We start from the raw sequence: 15,946 nt of genomic DNA, 5'->3' as shown, positions 1-15,946 counted from the left end.
AAGCCCGAAAAGCCCGGCCTGGCACCGCCGCCCCCGACAAGCCCGAAAAGCCCGACCTGGCACCACCGCCAAAGCGGGCAACTTCGTTGACATATGAGCCAGTGTTGATACTGTGCCAGGCATCCGGCCGAACCCGGGAGTCGACGATTGACCGAGGGTGCAGGGCAATCCGCCGTGCCAAGCGGCCCGGCAAGCCTGCTGGAGCGCCGGCTGGCTGCCGGTGCCTTCGTCGTGACGACGGAGATGGTGCCGCCGGATTCGGCGGACGCGGACGATTTCCGCAGTCTGCTGGCACCTTACCGGGGCTGCGTGGATGCGATCAACGTCCCCGACGGACCGGGCGCCAACTGCCACATGTCGAGCCTGGCGGCCGCTGCGCTGCTGGTGCGCGAGGGCCTGCAGCCGGTCATGCAGCTGTGCTGCCGGGACCGCAATCTCATCGCCATCCAGGCGGAACTCCTCGGCGCGGCCGCACTCGGCGTGCACAACCTGCTGTGCCTGCGCGGCGATGACATCGCCAACGGCGACCATGGCTGGGCGCAGCCGGTATTCGAGCTCGACAGCCTGGCGCTGATCCGCACCGCGGTGACGCTGAGCAGGGAAGGCCGCCTGTGCTCGGGACGGCCGCTCGCCGCGGCACCGGCGCTGTTCATCGGCGCGGCCGTGGATCCGTTCAGCGGGCCAGTCGAGGCCTGCGTCGGCAACTTCGCCGGCAAGGTGGCGGCGGGCGCGCGCTTCGTGCAGAGCCAGTACTGCTTCGATGTCGCCCGCCTCGAAGCCTTCATGCAGCAGGTGCGCGACCAGGGCCTGCACGAGCGCTGCGCGATCCTGGTCGGCGTGGGCCTGCTGCCCTCGGCCCGCGCGGCCGGGTGGATGCGCGGGCACATCCCCGGCGTGCACATTCCCGACGGGCTGGTCCACCGGCTGGAGCAGTCGCGCGACCCGCCCGCGACCGGCGTGGCGATCTGCATCGAGCTGATCGAGCGGATCCGCGCCGTGCCCGGTGTCTCCGGTGTGCACCTGATGCTGCACCGGCATGTGCAGCGGCTGGCGGAGATCACGCAGCGTGCCGGGCTCTCGCGGCCGGCTTCCCGCATGGACTGAGAACGCAACGTGGAGGTGTCGTGATGACCGATGAGCAAGGCAAACGGCTGATCACCCTGCTGGCGGACATGGAGGAGGAGCCGGCCCTGGCCCTGGCGCGACAGATGCTCGATGCGGGCTACGACCCCCTGCAGATGCTCGCGCTCTGCCGCCAGGCCATGGACATCGTCGGTGCCCGCTACGAGGCCGAGGAGTACTTCCTCACCGAGCTGATGCTGGCCGGGGAGATGCTCACCGAGATCAGCGCCATGGCCCGGCCGTTGATCATCGGCGATGCGGGCGCCGCGGAGTCCGCCGCGCGCGCGAGCGTGGTGATCGGCACGGTGAAGGGCGACCTGCACGACATCGGCAAGAACATCGTGAGCTTCATGCTGGAGATCGCCGGCTACCGGGTGATCGACCTCGGCGTGGACGTCCCGGCGCAGCGCTTCCTCGAGGCCATCCGCGCCAACCGGCCGGCGGTGGTCGGCCTGAGCGGTTTCCTCACGCTCGCCTTCGATTCGATGAAGGACATCATCGAATCCTTCCGCGAGGCCGGCGTCCGCGGCGACTTCAAGGTGATGATCGGCGGCGGCCAGGTCGACGAGCGGGTCTGCGAGTTCACGCACGCCGATGCCTTCGGCCGCAGCGCCGTGGAGGCGGTGGCGCTGTGCAACGACTGGACAGGGCCCCGGCCATGAACACGTCCGTCGAAGAGCTCTACGCACAGCGCCAGCGGCGCATGGCCGATGCCATGGCCGGGCGGGTGCCGGACCGGGTGCCCGCGCCGCTGTTCACCGCGGACTTCTTCGCGCGCTATGCGGGCTTCACGCTGGCGGAGGTCGTCTACGACGCCGACAAGCTCGAACGCGCGCTCGAGAAGACCATTGTCGATTTCGAGCCCGATGCCTTCGAGCAGCAGCACACCCGCAACCTGCTGGGCCCGCAGCTCGACCTCATCGGCTACCTGCCGATGGAGTGGCCGGGCGGGCGCGTGGGGGAGGATGACCCCTTCCAGTACCTCGACCGCGAGATCATGCGCGCGGACGAGTACCGCGAGTTCATCGCCGATCCCTCGTACTTCTGGCTGACGCGCATGATCCCCCGCACGGCGAAGCACCTGGACGCCTTCGCCGGCTTCCCGAACCCGCTCGGCCTCATCTACACCGGCATGGCGCTCAATATCGCCCCCTTCGGCACGCCCGAGATGAAGCGGGCCATGGACACGCTCCACGAAGCCGGCCGGCATGCCCTGAGTACGCTGGCCCGCGACCGCGCCTTCATCCAGCGCATGGCGGGGCTGGGCTTTCCCGTGCACCGTGGCGGCGCGATGCTCTGTCCCTTCGACCTCATCGTCGACTTCATGCGCGGCGCCAAGGGCGGCATGCTCGACATGATGCGCCGGCCCGACGAGCTGCTGGAGGCGATCGACGTCGTGCTGGACAACTTCAACCGGCGCGCCATCGAGCTGTTCAGGACGCTGCCCAGCAAGACGGTGTTCATCCCGCTGCACTGGGGCATCGACGGCTTCATGTCGCCGAAGCAGTTCGCGACGTTCTACTGGCCGCAGCTGCGCCGGCTGATGCAGATGACCCTCGATGCCGGGCTGACGCCGATGCCCTTCTTCGAGGGCGACTGCACCAGCCGGCTGGAGGTCATCGCCGATGTGCCGCCGGGCAGCTGCACCTACCAGTTCGAGCAGACCGATCTCGTGCGCGCGAAGGCGGTGTTCGGCACCCGCATCTGCATCCGCGGCGGCATGCCCGCCTCGCTGCTGATCGCCGGATCGCCCGCCGAGGTCGAGGAACAGGTGAGACAGCTGGTGGCCACGGTGGGCAGGGATGGTGCCTACATCCTCGACGGCGGCGGCGCCGGCATCCCGCGCGAGGCCCGCCCGGCCAATGTCAGGGCCATGTTCGACGCCATCCGGCGGCACGGGGTGTACTGAGCCGTGGTGGTCGTCGCGGATTTCGACCTCGACCTCTCCTGCGACGAGGTACTGCGGCGGCTGGCGCTGGACGGACCCGCTTTCCGCGCACGGCCGGCCCGGGCGATGGTGGCGGAGCTGCTCGAGCACATCCGCTGCGAGCGGCTGATCCGGCCGCGGGCGAGCTACCGCTGCATCGGACTGCAGGGCGGGGAGGGCGACGGGATGCGGCAGCTGCTCGAACCGGGTCGCCGCCTGCCGCAGCGCGCACGGGCCGAGTTCGTCCTCGCGGCGGCCTGGTCGCTGGGGCCCGGGGTTTCCGCCGCGGTGGCGCAGGCCTTCGGCCAGCGCCGGGGCCTGCAGGCTCTCGTGCTCGACGAGCTGGCCAGCCTGTTCGTGTTCCGCCTCGGCGAGCAGCTGTTCGCCCGCCTGCGCGAGGACCTGGCGACACAGGGTCTGGCCGTCGGCAGGCCCGAGGCGCCGGGCGACGGCGTGGTGGCACTGACGGCGCAGGCCCCGCTGCTGCAGCTCGCCGGTGCCGGCCGGATCGGCATCACGCTGGCCGGCAGCGGCGTGATGTCGCCGCTGAAGACCGCCACCGCGCTGGCGCCGGTCGGCCGCCATGTCCGTCCGCCGCGGCAGGACCGGCCCGGCTGCGCCTGTGCCAGCGGCGCCCGCTGCCGCTTCAGCCGCGCGAGGTCGGCGGGAGCGGCATGACGCCATCGCCTGCCGATGCGCCGGGCGCGGTCATCCACTTCCGGCCTGCCGAGGCCACGCTGCGCCTGGAGCCGGGCGAGTCGCTGCTCGATGGCGCGCGCCGTGGCGCCATCCCGCTGGCGAGTTCCTGCGGGGGCAGCGGTACCTGCCTGTCCTGCCTGATCCGCATCGTCGACGGGCCGGCGCCCGAACCCAGTGCCGCGGATCGCCGGCTGCTGTCGGCGAAGCTGCTGGCCGACGGCTGGCGGCGGGCCTGCCAGATCTGGCCGCGGGAGGGCTGTGCGGTGCAGGTGCCGCCGCGCTCGGCCGCCGCGCAGACGGTGCGCGCGCTGGCCGGCAACGACGTCCGGCTGGTGCCGGACCCGACGGTGCGCACCTGGCGCATCCGCCTCGCGGGGCAGCCCGACGATCCCGCCAGCAGTCTCGACGACCGGCTGATCGCCGCCATCAACCGCCACGGCGCGGCGCGCTGCCAGGCGGTGGATGCCGACGCGCTGCGTGCCGCCGCGGCGTTCGCCGGGCGCGAGCCGGTGCGGTTGCTCGCGGCGCTGCGCCGGGGCGAGCTGGTGCAGGTGCTGCCGGCGGACCGCCGGGCGCTGGCGCTCGCCGTGGATCTCGGCACCACCAGCATCGGCGCCTTCCTGCTCGACCTGCGGCGGGGACGCACCGCGCCGCTGTGCCAGGCGGGCATCACCAACCCGCAGCAGTCGCTGGGCGGGGACATCATCACGCGGCTGAACCGGGCGGTGCACGATGCCAGGCAGCTGCGCCAGCTGCAGCGCCTGGCGATCGAGGGCATCAACCGGCTGGCGACGACGCTGTGCGCGCAGGCGGAGGCCGCCGTCACCGACATCTGCGACGTGGTGGTGGCCGGCAACACCGTCATGGCGCATTTCCTGCTCGCACTGCCGGTGGCGGGCCTGGCGCACGCGCCGTTCTCGCCGCTGCTGCGCGGGGCCGCGGACCTCGAGGCCCGCGACCTCGGCCTGGCGGCCGCGCCGGCGGCCAGCGTGCACCTGTTCCCCGCAATCGCCGGCTTCATCGGCGGCGACCACGTGGCCGCGCTCCTGGCACTCGAGACCCGGGAGCTGCAGGGGATCACGCTGCTGCTCGACATCGGCACCAATACCGAGATCTCGCTGCTGCGCGGGGAGGAGATCCTCAGCGTCTCCTGCCCGTCCGGCCCGGCCCTGGAGGGCGGCGAGATCACCTGGGGCATGCAGGCGGCACGTGGTGCCATCGAGCGGGTGACCCTGCGGGAGGACGGCGAGCCCCGGCTGCAGGTCATCGACGGGGCGCCGCCCGAGGGCATCTGCGGCTCGGCCGTGCTCGACATCGTCGCCGAGCTGCTGCGTGCCGGCCTGATCAACCACCGCGGGCGGCTGCAGCCGGGGCCGGAGCGGGTGCGCGACAACGACCACACCCGGGAATTCGTGCTGGTGGCGGAGGCCGAGCGCGATGCGCCGGCGATTGTCTTCACCCAGGGCGACGTGCGCGCCGTGCAGCTCGCCAAGGCCGCCATCCGCAGCGGCATCGACATGCTGCTGCAGGCCGCCGGCCTGGACGAGGCGCAGCTCGACCAGGTCATCGTCGCCGGTGCCTTCGGCAGCTACATCGATCTCGACAGCGCCATCGCCATCGGCATGCTGCCCGGGCTGCCGCGCGAGCGCTTCGCGCAGATCGGCGATGCCGCCGGGCTCGGCACGCGCCTGGCGGCGCTGTCGCATCCGCATCGCGCGCAGGCGGCGCGGATCGCGCAGCGTGCCCGCTACATCAGCATGGCGGGCAGCGCCGCCTTCCAGCGGCAGTTCGTCAGCCGCATCAACTTCCGGCAGCCCGCGGCGGCGGGCGGGGGCGGCGGGCGATGATTCCCGGTCTGCAGATCATCGGCGAGCGCATCAATCCGGGCTTTCGCAGCACGCGGCAGCTGTTCGAGACGGCCGACATCGCCGGCATCCAGGCGCTGGCGCAGCGCCAGGCGGCGGCCGGCGCGGCATGGCTGAACATCAACACCGGCGCGGACGCGCTCGCACAGCCGGATTTCCTGGTCGCCGTGATCCGCGCGGTGCAGGCGGTGGTCGACCTGCCGCTGAGCCTCGACTCGCCCGACGCGCGGGTGCAGGAGATCGGCCTGCGCGCCTATGACGCCGCGCGCGCCCGTGGCCGCAAGCCGCTCATCAACTCCATCACCGAGGCGCGCTGGACGCTGCCCGGCGGCGGGGCCTGCCCGGCCGGCGTCATCCTCATGGCCTCGGAGCGGATGGAGGCGGGCGAGGCGCGGCAGAACCGCAGCGGCGCCGAGATCCACGCCACCGCACGGCGCTGTGTCGAGCGGCTGGTGGCGGAGCACGGGCTCGCCCCCGGCGAGATCATCGTCGATGTCTCCATCAGCGCGCTGGCCGCGGACCTCACTGGCCTGACCCGCGCGACGCTCGAGGGCATGGAGCGCATCGCCGGTGATCCCGCGCTGGCCGGCGTGCACCTCTGCGGCGGGCTGAGCAATTTCGCCCAGCAGCTGCCGGCCACCACGCGCGGTGGCCTGCCGCTGCGGGAGGGCCTCGAGAACGCCTTCCTGACGCTCGCCATGCCGCGCGGGCTCGACATGATCATCGGCACGCCCTGGCGGGATTACCGGCTGCTGCCCGACGGGGACCCGGTGCTGGTGGCCCTGCGCGAGATCATCGCGCTGGATGGCCGGCCCGCGCTGCGCCGCCTGCTGCAGCTGCAGCGCTCCTGAGGCCCGCGGTGACCGGCGCTGCCGACACACAGGTGCTGGTCGCCCGCCGCTACTTCTGCGGCCGGCGCTTCCACGACGACGGGCCCTACGCGTTCCACCTGCGCGGCGGGCGCATCGCGGCGATCACCGCGCCCGGCGAACCGGGTCCGGGCGGAGCAGGGGCCGGCGCGGCGCACGCCACGACCGTCGGCTTCCTGATGCCCGGGCTGGTGGAGGCCCACTGCCATCTCTTTCTCGACGGTACGCCGTCCGCGCGCGGCGCGGGGCGCGCGGCCCCGGCCGGCGACACGGCGTCCCTGCAGGCGATCGCCACGGCCAACCTGCGCCGGGCACGCGCGGCGGGCATCACGCTGCTCCGCGATGCCGGCGACCGCCATGGCATCAATCACGCGATGCGCCAGCTGGTCCGCGGCGAGCCGGGCGTGGAGGTCCGCTCGCCGGGGCCGGCCATCTGCCGCCGGGGTGCCTACGGCCGCTTCATGGGCACCGAGGTCGCCACGCGCGAGGAGGCCTTCGCCGCGGTCGAACGCCTGGCCCCCGGGGCGGACGACATCAAGATCATCCTCACCGGCATCGTCGATTTCGGGCGCATGGCCGTGAGCGCCGGCCCGCAGTTCGATGCCGCGACGCTGCGCGGGATGGTCGAGCGCGCGCACCATCACGGCCGGCCGGTGTTCGTCCACTGCAGCGGGCTGGAGGGCATCGAGGCCGCCATCGCCGCGGGGGTCGACTCCATCGAGCACGGCTACTTCATGAGTGCCGCGGCGCTGCAGGCCATGGCCGACCGCGGCATCGCCTGGGTGCCCACGCTGGCGCCGGTGCACTTCCAGTGGGCGCACCCGCAGGCGGCGGGCTGGTCGCCGCCGACAATCGCGAACCTCGGGCGCATCCTCGACGCGCATCGGGCGCAGATCGCGCGGGCGGATGAGCTGGGGGTGCGGCTGATCGCCGGTTCGGATGCGGGCAGCCCTGGTGTCGTCCACGGCCAGGGCCTGCTCGACGAGCTGGCGCTCATGCGCGGGGCGGGGCTGTCGGTGGCGCGCGTGCTGGCCGCGGCGACAGCGGCGCCGCGCGAGCACTGGGGGCTGGCGTGGCCGGACCTGCGTGCGGGCAGTCCCGCCGAGTTCGTCACGGCGGAGGCGTCACCCTTCGAGGCGGCGGACTGGGGTGCGGCGCTCCGGGTCTTCGTGCCGGATGCCGCCGTTACGCCTGCCGGGTAAACAGGCCCGACAAGCCCGACAAGCCCGACAAGCCCGAAACGCCCGGCCTGGCACCCTCAACCCCGAAAAACCCGAAACGCCCGACCTGGCACCCTCAAAGCGCGGCGTCGCCGACGAAGGGGTTGCTCTGCCGTTCCTGGCCGAAGGTGGAGGTGGGGCCGTGGCCGGGGATGAAGGTGACATCGTCGCCGAGCGGCCAGAGGCGGTGCGTGATGGAGTCCACCAGCGTGGCGAAGTCGCCGCGGGGGAAGTCGGTGCGGCCGACGGAGCCGGCGAAGAGCACGTCGCCGACGAAGGCGATGCGGTCGCGGCGGTGGAAGAACACCACGTGGCCGGGCGTGTGGCCTGGCGTGTGCAGCACCTCCAGCTCCTCGTCACCGACGCCGACCCGGTCGCCGTGCTCGAGCCAGCGCGCCGGCGTGAAGGCCGCGGCCGGCGGGAAGCCGAACATCCGGCTCTGCTCGGGCAGCTTCTCGATCCAGAACTGGTCCTCGCGCTGTGGCCCCTCGATGGGCACGCCGAGCCGCGCCGCGAGCTCCGCCGCGGCCCCGGCATGATCGATATGCGCATGCGTCAGCAGCACCTTGCCGATGTCGATGCCCTCGGCTTGCGCGGTGGCGAGGATCTGCCCGATGTCGCCGCCCGGGTCGATGACGGCGCCGGCGCGGCCGGAATCGCAGCGCAGCAGCGAGCAGTTCTGCTGGAAGGGCGTGACGGGAACGACGACGACATGCATGCGCGTGTATTGTGTCCGAACCCCGCGCCGCAGGCAGCCTCCAGACCAACTCCCGGTGATTCATGGGCTTAGCTTGTATTCCACGATTTTCGTGGCAGAATGCGGGGCAAGCGTCTGGGGAGGCGCGAGAGCCATCGCCACCGTGGATCACGGTTCAACGCTGACGGGACTGCAGCAACTGCTCGGGAGCAGCCGCACGGCCGGCGGCCTCGACATCGCGCTGACCAAGGTCGCCGTCGATTTCCAGAACCTCGACGAGATCGATGCCGCCGCCCTGGTGGGCGCCGGCGCCGAGACCCTGCGTACCGGCACCGGCTGCGATGCCGTCGCCGTGGTGCTCATGGATCCCACCGGCGCGCGCGTGCAGCGCGTGTTCGCGGCCCGCGACGCCTTCACCGCCATCAATCCCGAGACCCTGCAGGGCGAGGCGCTCGCCGCCTGGCCCTGGCTGGACGCCAGCCTGGTGCACCTGCGCCTGCTCGGCATCGCCGACACCTCGGCCCCGGCCAGCGCCCAGCAGGCCGATGCCGCGCGCCTGCGCAGCCTGGGGGCCGCCGCGGCGCTGCTGGTGGGCTTCGAGGTGGCCGGGCACCGCGCGGGCTTCATCGCCTTCTTCTACGGTCAGCCGCAGGCGGCCTGGAACGCCGACCACCAGCTGCTGCTGAAGCTGCTCGGCTCGAGCCTGGCCTCGGGCCTGGAGCGCTCGCGGGCGCGGCAGGCGCTGGCCGAGATCGCCGAGCGCGATGCGGTGCTGATCGCCACCGCCAACGATGGCAGCTGGGATTTCGACCCGCGCGATGGCGCGATGCACTTCTCGCCGCGCTGGCTGGCGATCATGGGCTACACGGAGGAAGACCTGCGCAAGGCGCCGATCGACTGGCGGCGGCTGCTGCATACCGACGAGCTGCCCCGGGTGCAGGCGCGGCTGCGCGATCACATCGCCGGGCGCACGCCGCTGTTCGAGAGCGTGCACCGCATGCAGCGCAAGGACGGCGAGTGGCGCTGGATGCACTGCCGGGCGCGGGCCCTGCTCGACGGCGAGGGCCGCCTGCGCCGGCTGATCGGCGTGGAGACGGACATCACCGAGCAGAAGATCTACGAGGAGGCGCTGTTCCGCGAGAAGGAGAGCGCGCAGATCACGCTGCAGTCCATCGGCGACGGCGTGGTGACCACGGATGCCGAGTGCCACGTGGAATATCTCAACCCGGTGGCCGAGGAGCTGACCGGCTGGCGCCTCGAGGAAGCCGCCGGCCGGCGCATCGACGAGGTGTTCCGCGGCTTCCACGAGGAGACCTGCGAGCCGCTGGAGAACCCGCTCTCGGTGGCGATCCGCCGCACGCGGCCGATCAAGTCGGTGCGGCCCACGCTGCTGATCCGCCGCGACGGCAACGAGATCTACATCGAGAGCACTGCGGCGCCGATCCGCAACGACCGCGGCGAGGTGACCGGCGCCGTGCTGGTGTTCCACGACGTCAGCGAGTCGCGCGAGCTCAACCGCCGGCTGTCCTACCATGCCAGCCACGACATCCTCACCGGGCTGGTCAACCGCCGCGAATTCGAGAACCGGCTGGAGCGGGCGCTGAAGAGCGCCAAGGCGCGGGAGACATCCTATGCGCTCTGCTACCTCGACCTCGACCAGTTCAAGATGGTCAACGACTCCTGCGGCCACGGCGCCGGCGACGCGCTGCTCGGGCAGCTCGGTGCGCTGCTGAAGTCGAAGATCCGCTGGCGCGACACGCTGGCCCGCCTCGGCGGCGACGAGTTCGGCCTGCTGCTCGAGAGCTGCACGCTGGAGGAGGCGCTGAAGGCCGCCGAGGGCCTGAAGACGGCGATCCAGGAACACAAGTTCAACTGGGATGACCGCAGCTTCCGCCTCGGCACCAGCATCGGCGTGGTGCCCATCACCGCCGAGACCCAGGACGTCGCCGCGCTGCTCTCCGCGGGAGACAGCGCCTGCCAGGCCGCGAAGGCGGCCGGGCGCAACCGCATCTACAGCTACCAGGAAAACGACCTCGACCTGATGCGCCGGCGGCGCGAGATGCAGTGGGCCGCGCGCATCACCAGTGCGCTGGAGGAATCACGCTTCGAGCTGTTCCGCATGCCCATCCAGCCGCTGCAGGCCGAGGAGTTCGGCGCCCACTACGAGATCCTGCTGCGCATGCGCGACGAGCAGGGCGCGCTGGTGTCGCCCGATCTGTTCATCGCCGCCGCCGAGCGCTATGGCATCACCCCGCGCATCGACCGCTGGGTGGTGGAGACCGCCTTCCGCTGGCTGGTCTCCGACACCGACGAGCGCGAGCGCCTCGCGCTCTGCTCCATCAACCTTTCCGGCCAGAGCCTCGTCGACGACGACTTCCTGCCGTTCGTCGTCCGCCAGTTCCAGCGCAGCGGCCTCGACCCCACGAAGATCTGCTTCGAGATCACCGAGACCTCGGCCATCGCCAGCTACGCCCAGGCCAGCCGCTTCATCAACGCGCTGAAGGAGCTCGGCTGCAAGTTCGCCCTGGACGACTTCGGCACCGGCCTGTCCTCCTTCGGCTACCTCAAGCACTTCCCCGTCGACTACCTGAAGATCGACGGCAGCTTCGTCAAGGAAATCCTCCACGACCCCATCGATCGCGAGATGGTCCGCTCCATCAACGAGATCGGCCACCTCACCGGCAAGCAGACCATCGCCGAATACGCCGCCAACGCCGAGATCATCACCATGCTCAAGGGCATGGGCGTGGACTACGCCCAGGGCTACGGCATCTCCGAGCCCAAGCGCATCCTGATGGCGGCTTCGGTGGTGAATGGGTGAGGGGGGGTACTCAGCCACGAGAGGCCCCCGGGGAACTCCGCGGGCTCAGGAATCGAACGCGCCGCAAGAGCGGTTTGTCGTGAGTGTAGTGTTCCTTGGGAAGGTGGCTCGTATTGTTCCAGCACTCAGCCGACCTGGTTTCCGGTTGTTGACGGTGGTCTCTGCCCGGGATTTCTGAAATGGAAAGCGATGACGAATTGATCATGTCGCCCTTGTGTCAGGCGGTGACGCAGCAGGGTCATACGGTCGAGGTGGAAATCTACAGGGGGCCGACCAGCCAGTGGATACTGGAGGTGGTGGACGAGTATCGAAACTCCACTGTCTGGGATGACCAGTTCGAGACCGATCAGAAGGCCTGGGAGGAGTTCCAGCGAACCGTAGCCGAGGAGGGCATTCACGCGATCGTCGGCGAGCCGCCGGCCCGGAGTGGCTAGGGCACTTGTCCTGCGTCGTCCAGCAGCCTGGAGTTCCCTTCTATCCAGGCTGCGAGTTCTTCTTCGCTCGTCTCGCCACCTGCCACGGACTCGATGGTGAGGGCTGCATCGGTTTCAGATGCGATGAGTTCTTTCCCATTGACGTACAAGAAGACACCGATCGCCGTCAGCGCAATGCGTTTGTTGCCATCTGGGAAGCAATGATTGCGCGCAAAGCCAAAGGCATAGCTGGCAGCCAATCTGGCCAGAGAGCTTTCAGGTTCGTAGGCCAGCAAGTTATGAGGGCGTGCGAGCGTAGAATCCAGCGCGCCCTCATTGGGGGCTCCGGCTAACCCGCCGTGCTCGCTCAGGAGCTCGGCGTAGAAATGTCTGATGTCCCGCTGAGTCAGCCAGAAGATCGACAAGGCCGCTTACTGCGCCAGTCGCCGCAGGGCGTTGCGGTACTTCCGGCGGGTCTTTTCGAATCCCTTGAGTTTCATCTCAAACTCGGGGTCCAGGGGCGACAGCTCCAGCCCTCGTTCGGTTCTCGCCACGGTGAGCTCATCGCCATCCGATACGCGCAGGGCATCCAGGGCCTCCTTCGGGAGAATCACCCCGAGGGAATTGCCGATCTTTCGAATCTTCAGCACAGCAGCCATGCGTCACTCCCTTGGTGCACAGCATTCGCGATCCCCAGCAGTATAACGGATGTTATAACATCGAAGGCAACTGGGCTACTCGATCACCAGGGCGACTGCAAGTGATTGTCTTAAAATAGAAAAGCGGCGACTCGTGAAAGACCTGCCTGTCCGCCCCAGGCAAGAGCGCAACGCCCACGGTCTCGGGCACCCCCGGATTCTGCTCATGACGGCCCTGCGATCAGCCTTGGGATCTGTCATTCATCACGCACGCTGGATCGGCAGCCTCGACGACCCCCATAAGTGGGGCGTCGCCTGGAGTTGACCCGCTTCTGTGGACACCCGGCCTCACCCCACCACCCTCACCGCCACCATGCTGTCCCCCTGCTGGATGGCATCGACGACGTCCATCCCGGCCGTCACCTTGCCGAAGACCGTGTGGCGCCCGTCGAGGTGCGGCTGTGGCCCGTGGGTAATGAAGAACTGGCTGCCGTTGGTGCCGGGGCCGGCGTTGGCCATGGAGATGACGCCGCGTTCGTGGCGCAGGGGGTTGTCGTCGAACTCGTCCTCGAAGCGGTAGCCGGGGCCGCCGCGGCCGGTGCCGGTGGGGTCGCCGCCCTGGATCATGAAGTTGGCGATGACGCGGTGGAAGCGCACGCCGTCGTAGAAGCCGTCGCGGGCGAGGAAGATGAAATTGTTGACGGTGCGCGGGGCGTGGGCGGGGAAGAGCTCGAGTTCGATGTTGCCGCGGCTGGTCTCGATGGTGACGTGGTAGCTGCGGTCGGTGTCGACCTGCATCGGCGGCGGGGCGGGGTATTGCTTGGCGGCCATGGTGGTGCTCCGGTGTGGCGTGGTGGTCTGGCCCGCGGGGTCAGTCGCGGAAGTTGGTGAACTGCAGGGGCAGCTCGATGCGCGCGGCGCGCACCTGGGCGATGACGGCCTGCAGGTCGTCGCGCTTCTTGCCGGTGACGCGCAGCTGTTCGCCCTGGATGGCGGCCTGCACCTTGAGGCGCGAATCCTTGATCAGGCGCTGCAGGCGGCGGGCGGTGTCGGCGTCGATGCCGTGCCTTAGCGTGACCACCTGGGTGGCGGACTGACCGGCGACGGCCGGGTCGGCGACCTCCATGCAGCCGAGGTCGATGCCGCGCCGGGTGAGCTTGAGGCGGAGGATCTCCAGCATCTGCCTGAGCTGGAACTCGGCCTGGGCGTGCAGCGTGATCACGAGCTTCGCCAGCTCGAAGCGGGCGTTGCTGCCCTTGAAGTCGAAGCGTGTGCCGACCTCGCGGTTGGCCTGGTCGACCGCGTTGGTCACCTCGTGGGTGTCGAGTTCCGAGACGATGTCGAAGGAGGGCATCGGCGCATTATCGCGGATCGCGGCCCCGGCGGCGCAGGCAGTCGGCGACCACGAGGCCGGCCTCGATGCTGAACTCTCCCCGGGCGAGGGCCGCGGCCACCTCGGCGGGGGTCATGCGGTAGAAGGCCTGCACCTCGCCGTCCTGGCAGCGGGGCGTGAAATCCGCCGGCAGCATCAGGTCGGCGCAGAACAGCAGCTCGTCGTGCACGCCGTGGGCGATGCGCCGCAGGCTGTGCAGCGTGACGCCCGGGAAACGCAGCGGGGCGGCGAGGGCGGCCGGCACGCCGGCTTCTTCCCAGAGTTCGCGGCGGGCGCACTGCTCGGGGCTCTCCCCGGCGCTGATGAGGCCGGCGGCGAGGTTGTCGAGCTTGTTCGGCGCGCTCGGCTTGCTGGCGCTGCGCCGGGCGATCCACAGCCGCCCGTCCTCGAGCCGGCCGTTGACGTGCACCGCGCGGTTGCGCAGGCCGAGCGTGCGGAAGGCGCCCCGCTCGAAGCGCGCCAGCTCGCGCTCGCCGTCGAGGAGTGCGCAGAGCTCGTCGCGCCAGCCCGGCACCAGGCCGCGGGCGCGCAGCGCGAGTGCCGCGCGTTGCAGCAGCGCGCCGCGCTCCATGCTGTCCAGGCCCTCGTCGCGCAGGGTGTAGCCCTCGTCGTGGCGTGCGAAGAACTCCTCGAGGCCGGAGCCTGCCGCCAGTGCGGCGGCCACGACCGCTGCCAGCCGGCCGCGCGGCACGCCGGCGATCCACAGGGGCAGCGTATCCGCGAGGTCGGCGGCGGGGGGCGATGCGGGGGAGGAGGCGGGCACGGGGGCCGCGGTCAGCCGCCAAACTGGAAGCGCATGGAGAGGTCCACCGCCTGGATGTTCTTGGTCAGGTCGCCGATGGAGATGAAGTCCACGCCGGTTTCGGCCACCTCGCGCAGGTTGGCGAGCGTGATGCCGCCGGAGGCTTCCAGCCCGGTGGTGGGCGAGCGCGCATCGCGCAGGTGCACGGCCTCGGCGATGCGGGCGAGGGGGAAGTTGTCGAGCAGCAGGCGGTCGGCGCCGGCGTCGAACGCCTCCGCGGCCTGCGCCAGGGTTTCGACCTCCACTTCCAGCAGCACCCCGGGGCTCAGGCGGCGCGCGGCCTGCACCACGGCGGCGATGCCGCCGGCGGCGACGATGTGGTTTTCCTTGACCAGGATCGCGTCGAAGAGGCCGATGCGGTGGTTGTGCGCGCCGCCGACGCGCACCGCGTACTTCTGCGCGAGGCGCAGCCCGGGCAGCGTCTTGCGGGTGTCGAGGATGCGCGCGCGGGTGCCGGCAACGGCATCGGCGTAGCGCCGGGCCGCGGTGGCGGTGGCCGACAGCGTCTGCAGGAAATTGAGCGCGCTGCGCTCGCCGGTGAGCAGCGGGCGCGCCGCGCCGCGCAGTTCGCAGACCACCGTGCCGGCCGCCAGCCGCGCGCCCTCCGCGGCCCGCCAGTCGATGCGGATGGCCGGGTCGAGCTGGCGGAACACCTCGTCCACCCAGGCCTGGCCGCAGAGCACGGCGGCATCGCGCGCGGTGATGCGTGCCAGCGCGCGCTGGCCCGCGGGCACCAGCGCGGCGGTGAGGTCGCCGCTGCCGAGGTCCTCGGCCAGCGCACGGCGCACCTGCTCGGCGAGGTCGGCGGGCGGTTCCGGCCGCTCGGGCGGGGCGGCCTGGCTCATGGCCGCGCTGCGCGGGCTGCCGGCCGCCGTGGCATCAGAACGGCAGGCCGTGGCTCTGGCCGCCCATGCACATCAGCATGGGGATGGACAGGGCGAAGTTGACGCGCGAGGCCACGGTGGCGACCTTGCGGGCCCGGGCCTTTTCCTCGTCCGATGCGGGCTTGATGCCGAGCACCTTCTTCTGGTTCGGCCAGATCAGCACCCAGACGTTGAACAGCAGGATCAGCCCGAGCCAGGAGCCGATGCCGATCACCGCGAAACCCTCGCGCAGCATCAGCACCTGGCCGAGGCCGGCGCCGGCGCTGGCCCGGTAGTGCGATTCGATGAACAGTACGCCGCTCAGCACCGTGACCACGGCCGCCCAGCGGAACCAGAGCAGCGCGCGCGGCGCGACGTAGCGGGTGATGCCGGCACCGCCGGGCCCGCCCTTGTCGGCGCCGGCGGCGGCGAGGGCCGGGATCTGCACCACGTTGAAGTAGTAGAGCAGGCCGATCCAGGTGATGCCCGAAATGATGTGCAGCAGTCGGTCGAGGCTGGCGAAGTCGAAGCCGCCCGGCAGGGCGAGGGCGACGAGGATCATCAGCACCACGCCCGTGACGATGGCGCCCGTGACGCTATTCAGTGGATTCATGGAA

The 15,946-nt window shown here is 70.8% G+C and carries 17 protein-coding genes; 9 read left to right on the top strand and 8 right to left on the bottom strand.

Annotated elements, in window-relative coordinates; genetic code table 11:
- Nucleotides 1-147 precede the first annotated feature (147 nt).
- Genes HRU81_06955 through HRU81_06925 form a run of 7 tightly spaced genes read left to right on the top strand, consistent with a single transcriptional unit; the run spans nucleotide 148 to nucleotide 7,684 of the window.
- Nucleotides 148-1,104, top strand: coding sequence for a methylenetetrahydrofolate reductase (locus HRU81_06955; protein ID QOJ31850.1), 957 nt, complete (start codon nucleotides 148-150; stop codon nucleotides 1,102-1,104).
- Between the two features lie 23 nt (nucleotides 1,105-1,127).
- On the top strand, nucleotides 1,128-1,784 hold the full coding sequence (locus HRU81_06950) for a cobalamin B12-binding domain-containing protein (GenBank protein QOJ31849.1): 657 nt from the start codon (nucleotides 1,128-1,130) through the stop codon (nucleotides 1,782-1,784).
- Nucleotides 1,781-3,031: a hypothetical protein gene (locus tag HRU81_06945; GenBank protein QOJ31848.1), complete on the top strand. Its 1,251-nt coding sequence runs from the start codon at nucleotides 1,781-1,783 to the stop codon at nucleotides 3,029-3,031. The genes HRU81_06950 and HRU81_06945 overlap by 4 nt, the downstream gene beginning before the upstream one ends.
- A gap of 3 nt (nucleotides 3,032-3,034) precedes the next feature.
- The gene (locus HRU81_06940; protein QOJ31847.1) at nucleotides 3,035-3,727 is read left to right on the top strand and encodes a hypothetical protein; all 693 of its coding nucleotides are present in this window, start codon (nucleotides 3,035-3,037) and stop codon (nucleotides 3,725-3,727) included.
- Nucleotides 3,724-5,595 (top strand): DUF4445 domain-containing protein, encoded by a 1,872-nt coding sequence (locus tag HRU81_06935; protein QOJ31846.1) that lies wholly within the window; start codon nucleotides 3,724-3,726, stop codon nucleotides 5,593-5,595. Before HRU81_06940 ends, HRU81_06935 begins: the two co-directional genes overlap by 4 nt.
- The gene (locus HRU81_06930) at nucleotides 5,592-6,464 is read left to right on the top strand and encodes a dihydropteroate synthase (protein QOJ31845.1); all 873 of its coding nucleotides are present in this window, start codon (nucleotides 5,592-5,594) and stop codon (nucleotides 6,462-6,464) included. Before HRU81_06935 ends, HRU81_06930 begins: the two co-directional genes overlap by 4 nt.
- Before the next feature lie 8 nt (nucleotides 6,465-6,472).
- Complete coding sequence (locus HRU81_06925; GenBank protein QOJ31844.1) at nucleotides 6,473-7,684, top strand: amidohydrolase family protein; 1,212 nt, start codon at nucleotides 6,473-6,475, stop codon at nucleotides 7,682-7,684.
- A gap of 94 nt (nucleotides 7,685-7,778) precedes the next feature.
- On the opposite strand, the gene HRU81_06920 is transcribed toward HRU81_06925, so the two are convergent.
- Nucleotides 7,779-8,420 carry an MBL fold metallo-hydrolase gene (locus HRU81_06920; protein ID QOJ31843.1) on the bottom strand — a complete coding sequence of 214 codons (642 nt, stop codon included), beginning with the start codon at nucleotides 8,418-8,420 and terminating at the stop codon, nucleotides 7,779-7,781.
- Between the two features lie 142 nt (nucleotides 8,421-8,562).
- Between HRU81_06920 and HRU81_06915 the strand changes: the two genes are divergently transcribed.
- On the top strand, nucleotides 8,563-11,220 hold the full coding sequence (locus HRU81_06915; GenBank protein QOJ31842.1) for an EAL domain-containing protein: 2,658 nt from the start codon (nucleotides 8,563-8,565) through the stop codon (nucleotides 11,218-11,220).
- A gap of 179 nt (nucleotides 11,221-11,399) precedes the next feature.
- Nucleotides 11,400-11,654 carry a hypothetical protein gene (locus HRU81_06910; protein QOJ31841.1) on the top strand — a complete coding sequence of 85 codons (255 nt, stop codon included), beginning with the start codon at nucleotides 11,400-11,402 and terminating at the stop codon, nucleotides 11,652-11,654.
- Here HRU81_06910 and HRU81_06905 read toward each other — a convergent pair.
- From HRU81_06905 to HRU81_06875, 7 genes are all read right to left on the bottom strand, one after another.
- On the bottom strand, nucleotides 11,651-12,058 hold the full coding sequence (locus tag HRU81_06905; GenBank protein ID QOJ31840.1) for a type II toxin-antitoxin system death-on-curing family toxin: 408 nt from the start codon (nucleotides 12,056-12,058) through the stop codon (nucleotides 11,651-11,653). The genes HRU81_06910 and HRU81_06905 overlap by 4 nt on opposite strands.
- 6 nt (nucleotides 12,059-12,064) lie before the next feature.
- The gene (locus HRU81_06900) at nucleotides 12,065-12,292 is read right to left on the bottom strand and encodes an AbrB/MazE/SpoVT family DNA-binding domain-containing protein (GenBank protein ID QOJ31839.1); all 228 of its coding nucleotides are present in this window, start codon (nucleotides 12,290-12,292) and stop codon (nucleotides 12,065-12,067) included.
- A gap of 327 nt (nucleotides 12,293-12,619) precedes the next feature.
- A complete protein-coding gene (locus tag HRU81_06895) occupies nucleotides 12,620-13,069 on the bottom strand; it encodes a peptidylprolyl isomerase (protein QOJ33326.1) in 450 nt (149 codons plus the stop codon).
- Between the two features lie 73 nt (nucleotides 13,070-13,142).
- Entirely contained in the window at nucleotides 13,143-13,625 is a 483-nt protein-coding gene (locus tag HRU81_06890; protein QOJ31838.1) for a YajQ family cyclic di-GMP-binding protein, read from the bottom strand.
- Nucleotides 13,626-13,632: 7 nt separating this feature from the next.
- Nucleotides 13,633-14,427, bottom strand: coding sequence for an NUDIX domain-containing protein (locus tag HRU81_06885; GenBank protein ID QOJ31837.1), 795 nt, complete (start codon nucleotides 14,425-14,427; stop codon nucleotides 13,633-13,635).
- 11 nt (nucleotides 14,428-14,438) lie between these two features.
- Nucleotides 14,439-15,311: a carboxylating nicotinate-nucleotide diphosphorylase gene (gene nadC, locus HRU81_06880; GenBank protein ID QOJ31836.1), complete on the bottom strand. Its 873-nt coding sequence runs from the start codon at nucleotides 15,309-15,311 to the stop codon at nucleotides 14,439-14,441.
- A 34-nt stretch (nucleotides 15,312-15,345) separates the two neighbouring features.
- The gene (locus tag HRU81_06875; GenBank protein QOJ33325.1) at nucleotides 15,346-15,891 is read right to left on the bottom strand and encodes a hypothetical protein; all 546 of its coding nucleotides are present in this window, start codon (nucleotides 15,889-15,891) and stop codon (nucleotides 15,346-15,348) included.
- Nucleotides 15,892-15,946: the final 55 nt, after the last annotated feature.

This window comes from Gammaproteobacteria bacterium (assembly GCA_015709695.1).
In the GTDB taxonomy this organism is placed as follows: Bacteria; Pseudomonadota; Gammaproteobacteria; order Steroidobacterales.
Note: the sequence above shows the minus strand (reverse complement) of the source record. Positions and strands in the feature narration are given on the sequence as shown.

Coding starts and splice junctions, on each gene's coding strand:
- HRU81_06890 (QOJ31838.1), bottom strand. CDS start 13,625: ATGCCCTCCTTCGACATCGTCTCGGAACTCGACACCCACGAGGTGACC.
- HRU81_06895 (QOJ33326.1), bottom strand. CDS start 13,069: ATGCAGGTCGACACCGACCGCAGCTACCACGTCACCATCGAGACCAGC.
- HRU81_06875 (QOJ33325.1), bottom strand. CDS start 15,891: ATGATCCTCGTCGCCCTCGCCCTGCCGGGCGGCTTCGACTTCGCCAGC.
- HRU81_06945 (QOJ31848.1), top strand. CDS start 1,781: ATGAACACGTCCGTCGAAGAGCTCTACGCACAGCGCCAGCGGCGCATG.
- HRU81_06930 (QOJ31845.1), top strand. CDS start 5,592: ATGATTCCCGGTCTGCAGATCATCGGCGAGCGCATCAATCCGGGCTTT.
- nadC (QOJ31836.1), bottom strand. CDS start 15,311: ATGAGCCAGGCCGCCCCGCCCGAGCGGCCGGAACCGCCCGCCGACCTC.
- HRU81_06920 (QOJ31843.1), bottom strand. CDS start 8,420: ATGCATGTCGTCGTCGTTCCCGTCACGCCCTTCCAGCAGAACTGCTCG.
- HRU81_06950 (QOJ31849.1), top strand. CDS start 1,128: ATGACCGATGAGCAAGGCAAACGGCTGATCACCCTGCTGGCGGACATG.
- HRU81_06900 (QOJ31839.1), bottom strand. CDS start 12,292: ATGGCTGCTGTGCTGAAGATTCGAAAGATCGGCAATTCCCTCGGGGTG.
- HRU81_06910 (QOJ31841.1), top strand. CDS start 11,400: ATGGAAAGCGATGACGAATTGATCATGTCGCCCTTGTGTCAGGCGGTG.
- HRU81_06935 (QOJ31846.1), top strand. CDS start 3,724: ATGACGCCATCGCCTGCCGATGCGCCGGGCGCGGTCATCCACTTCCGG.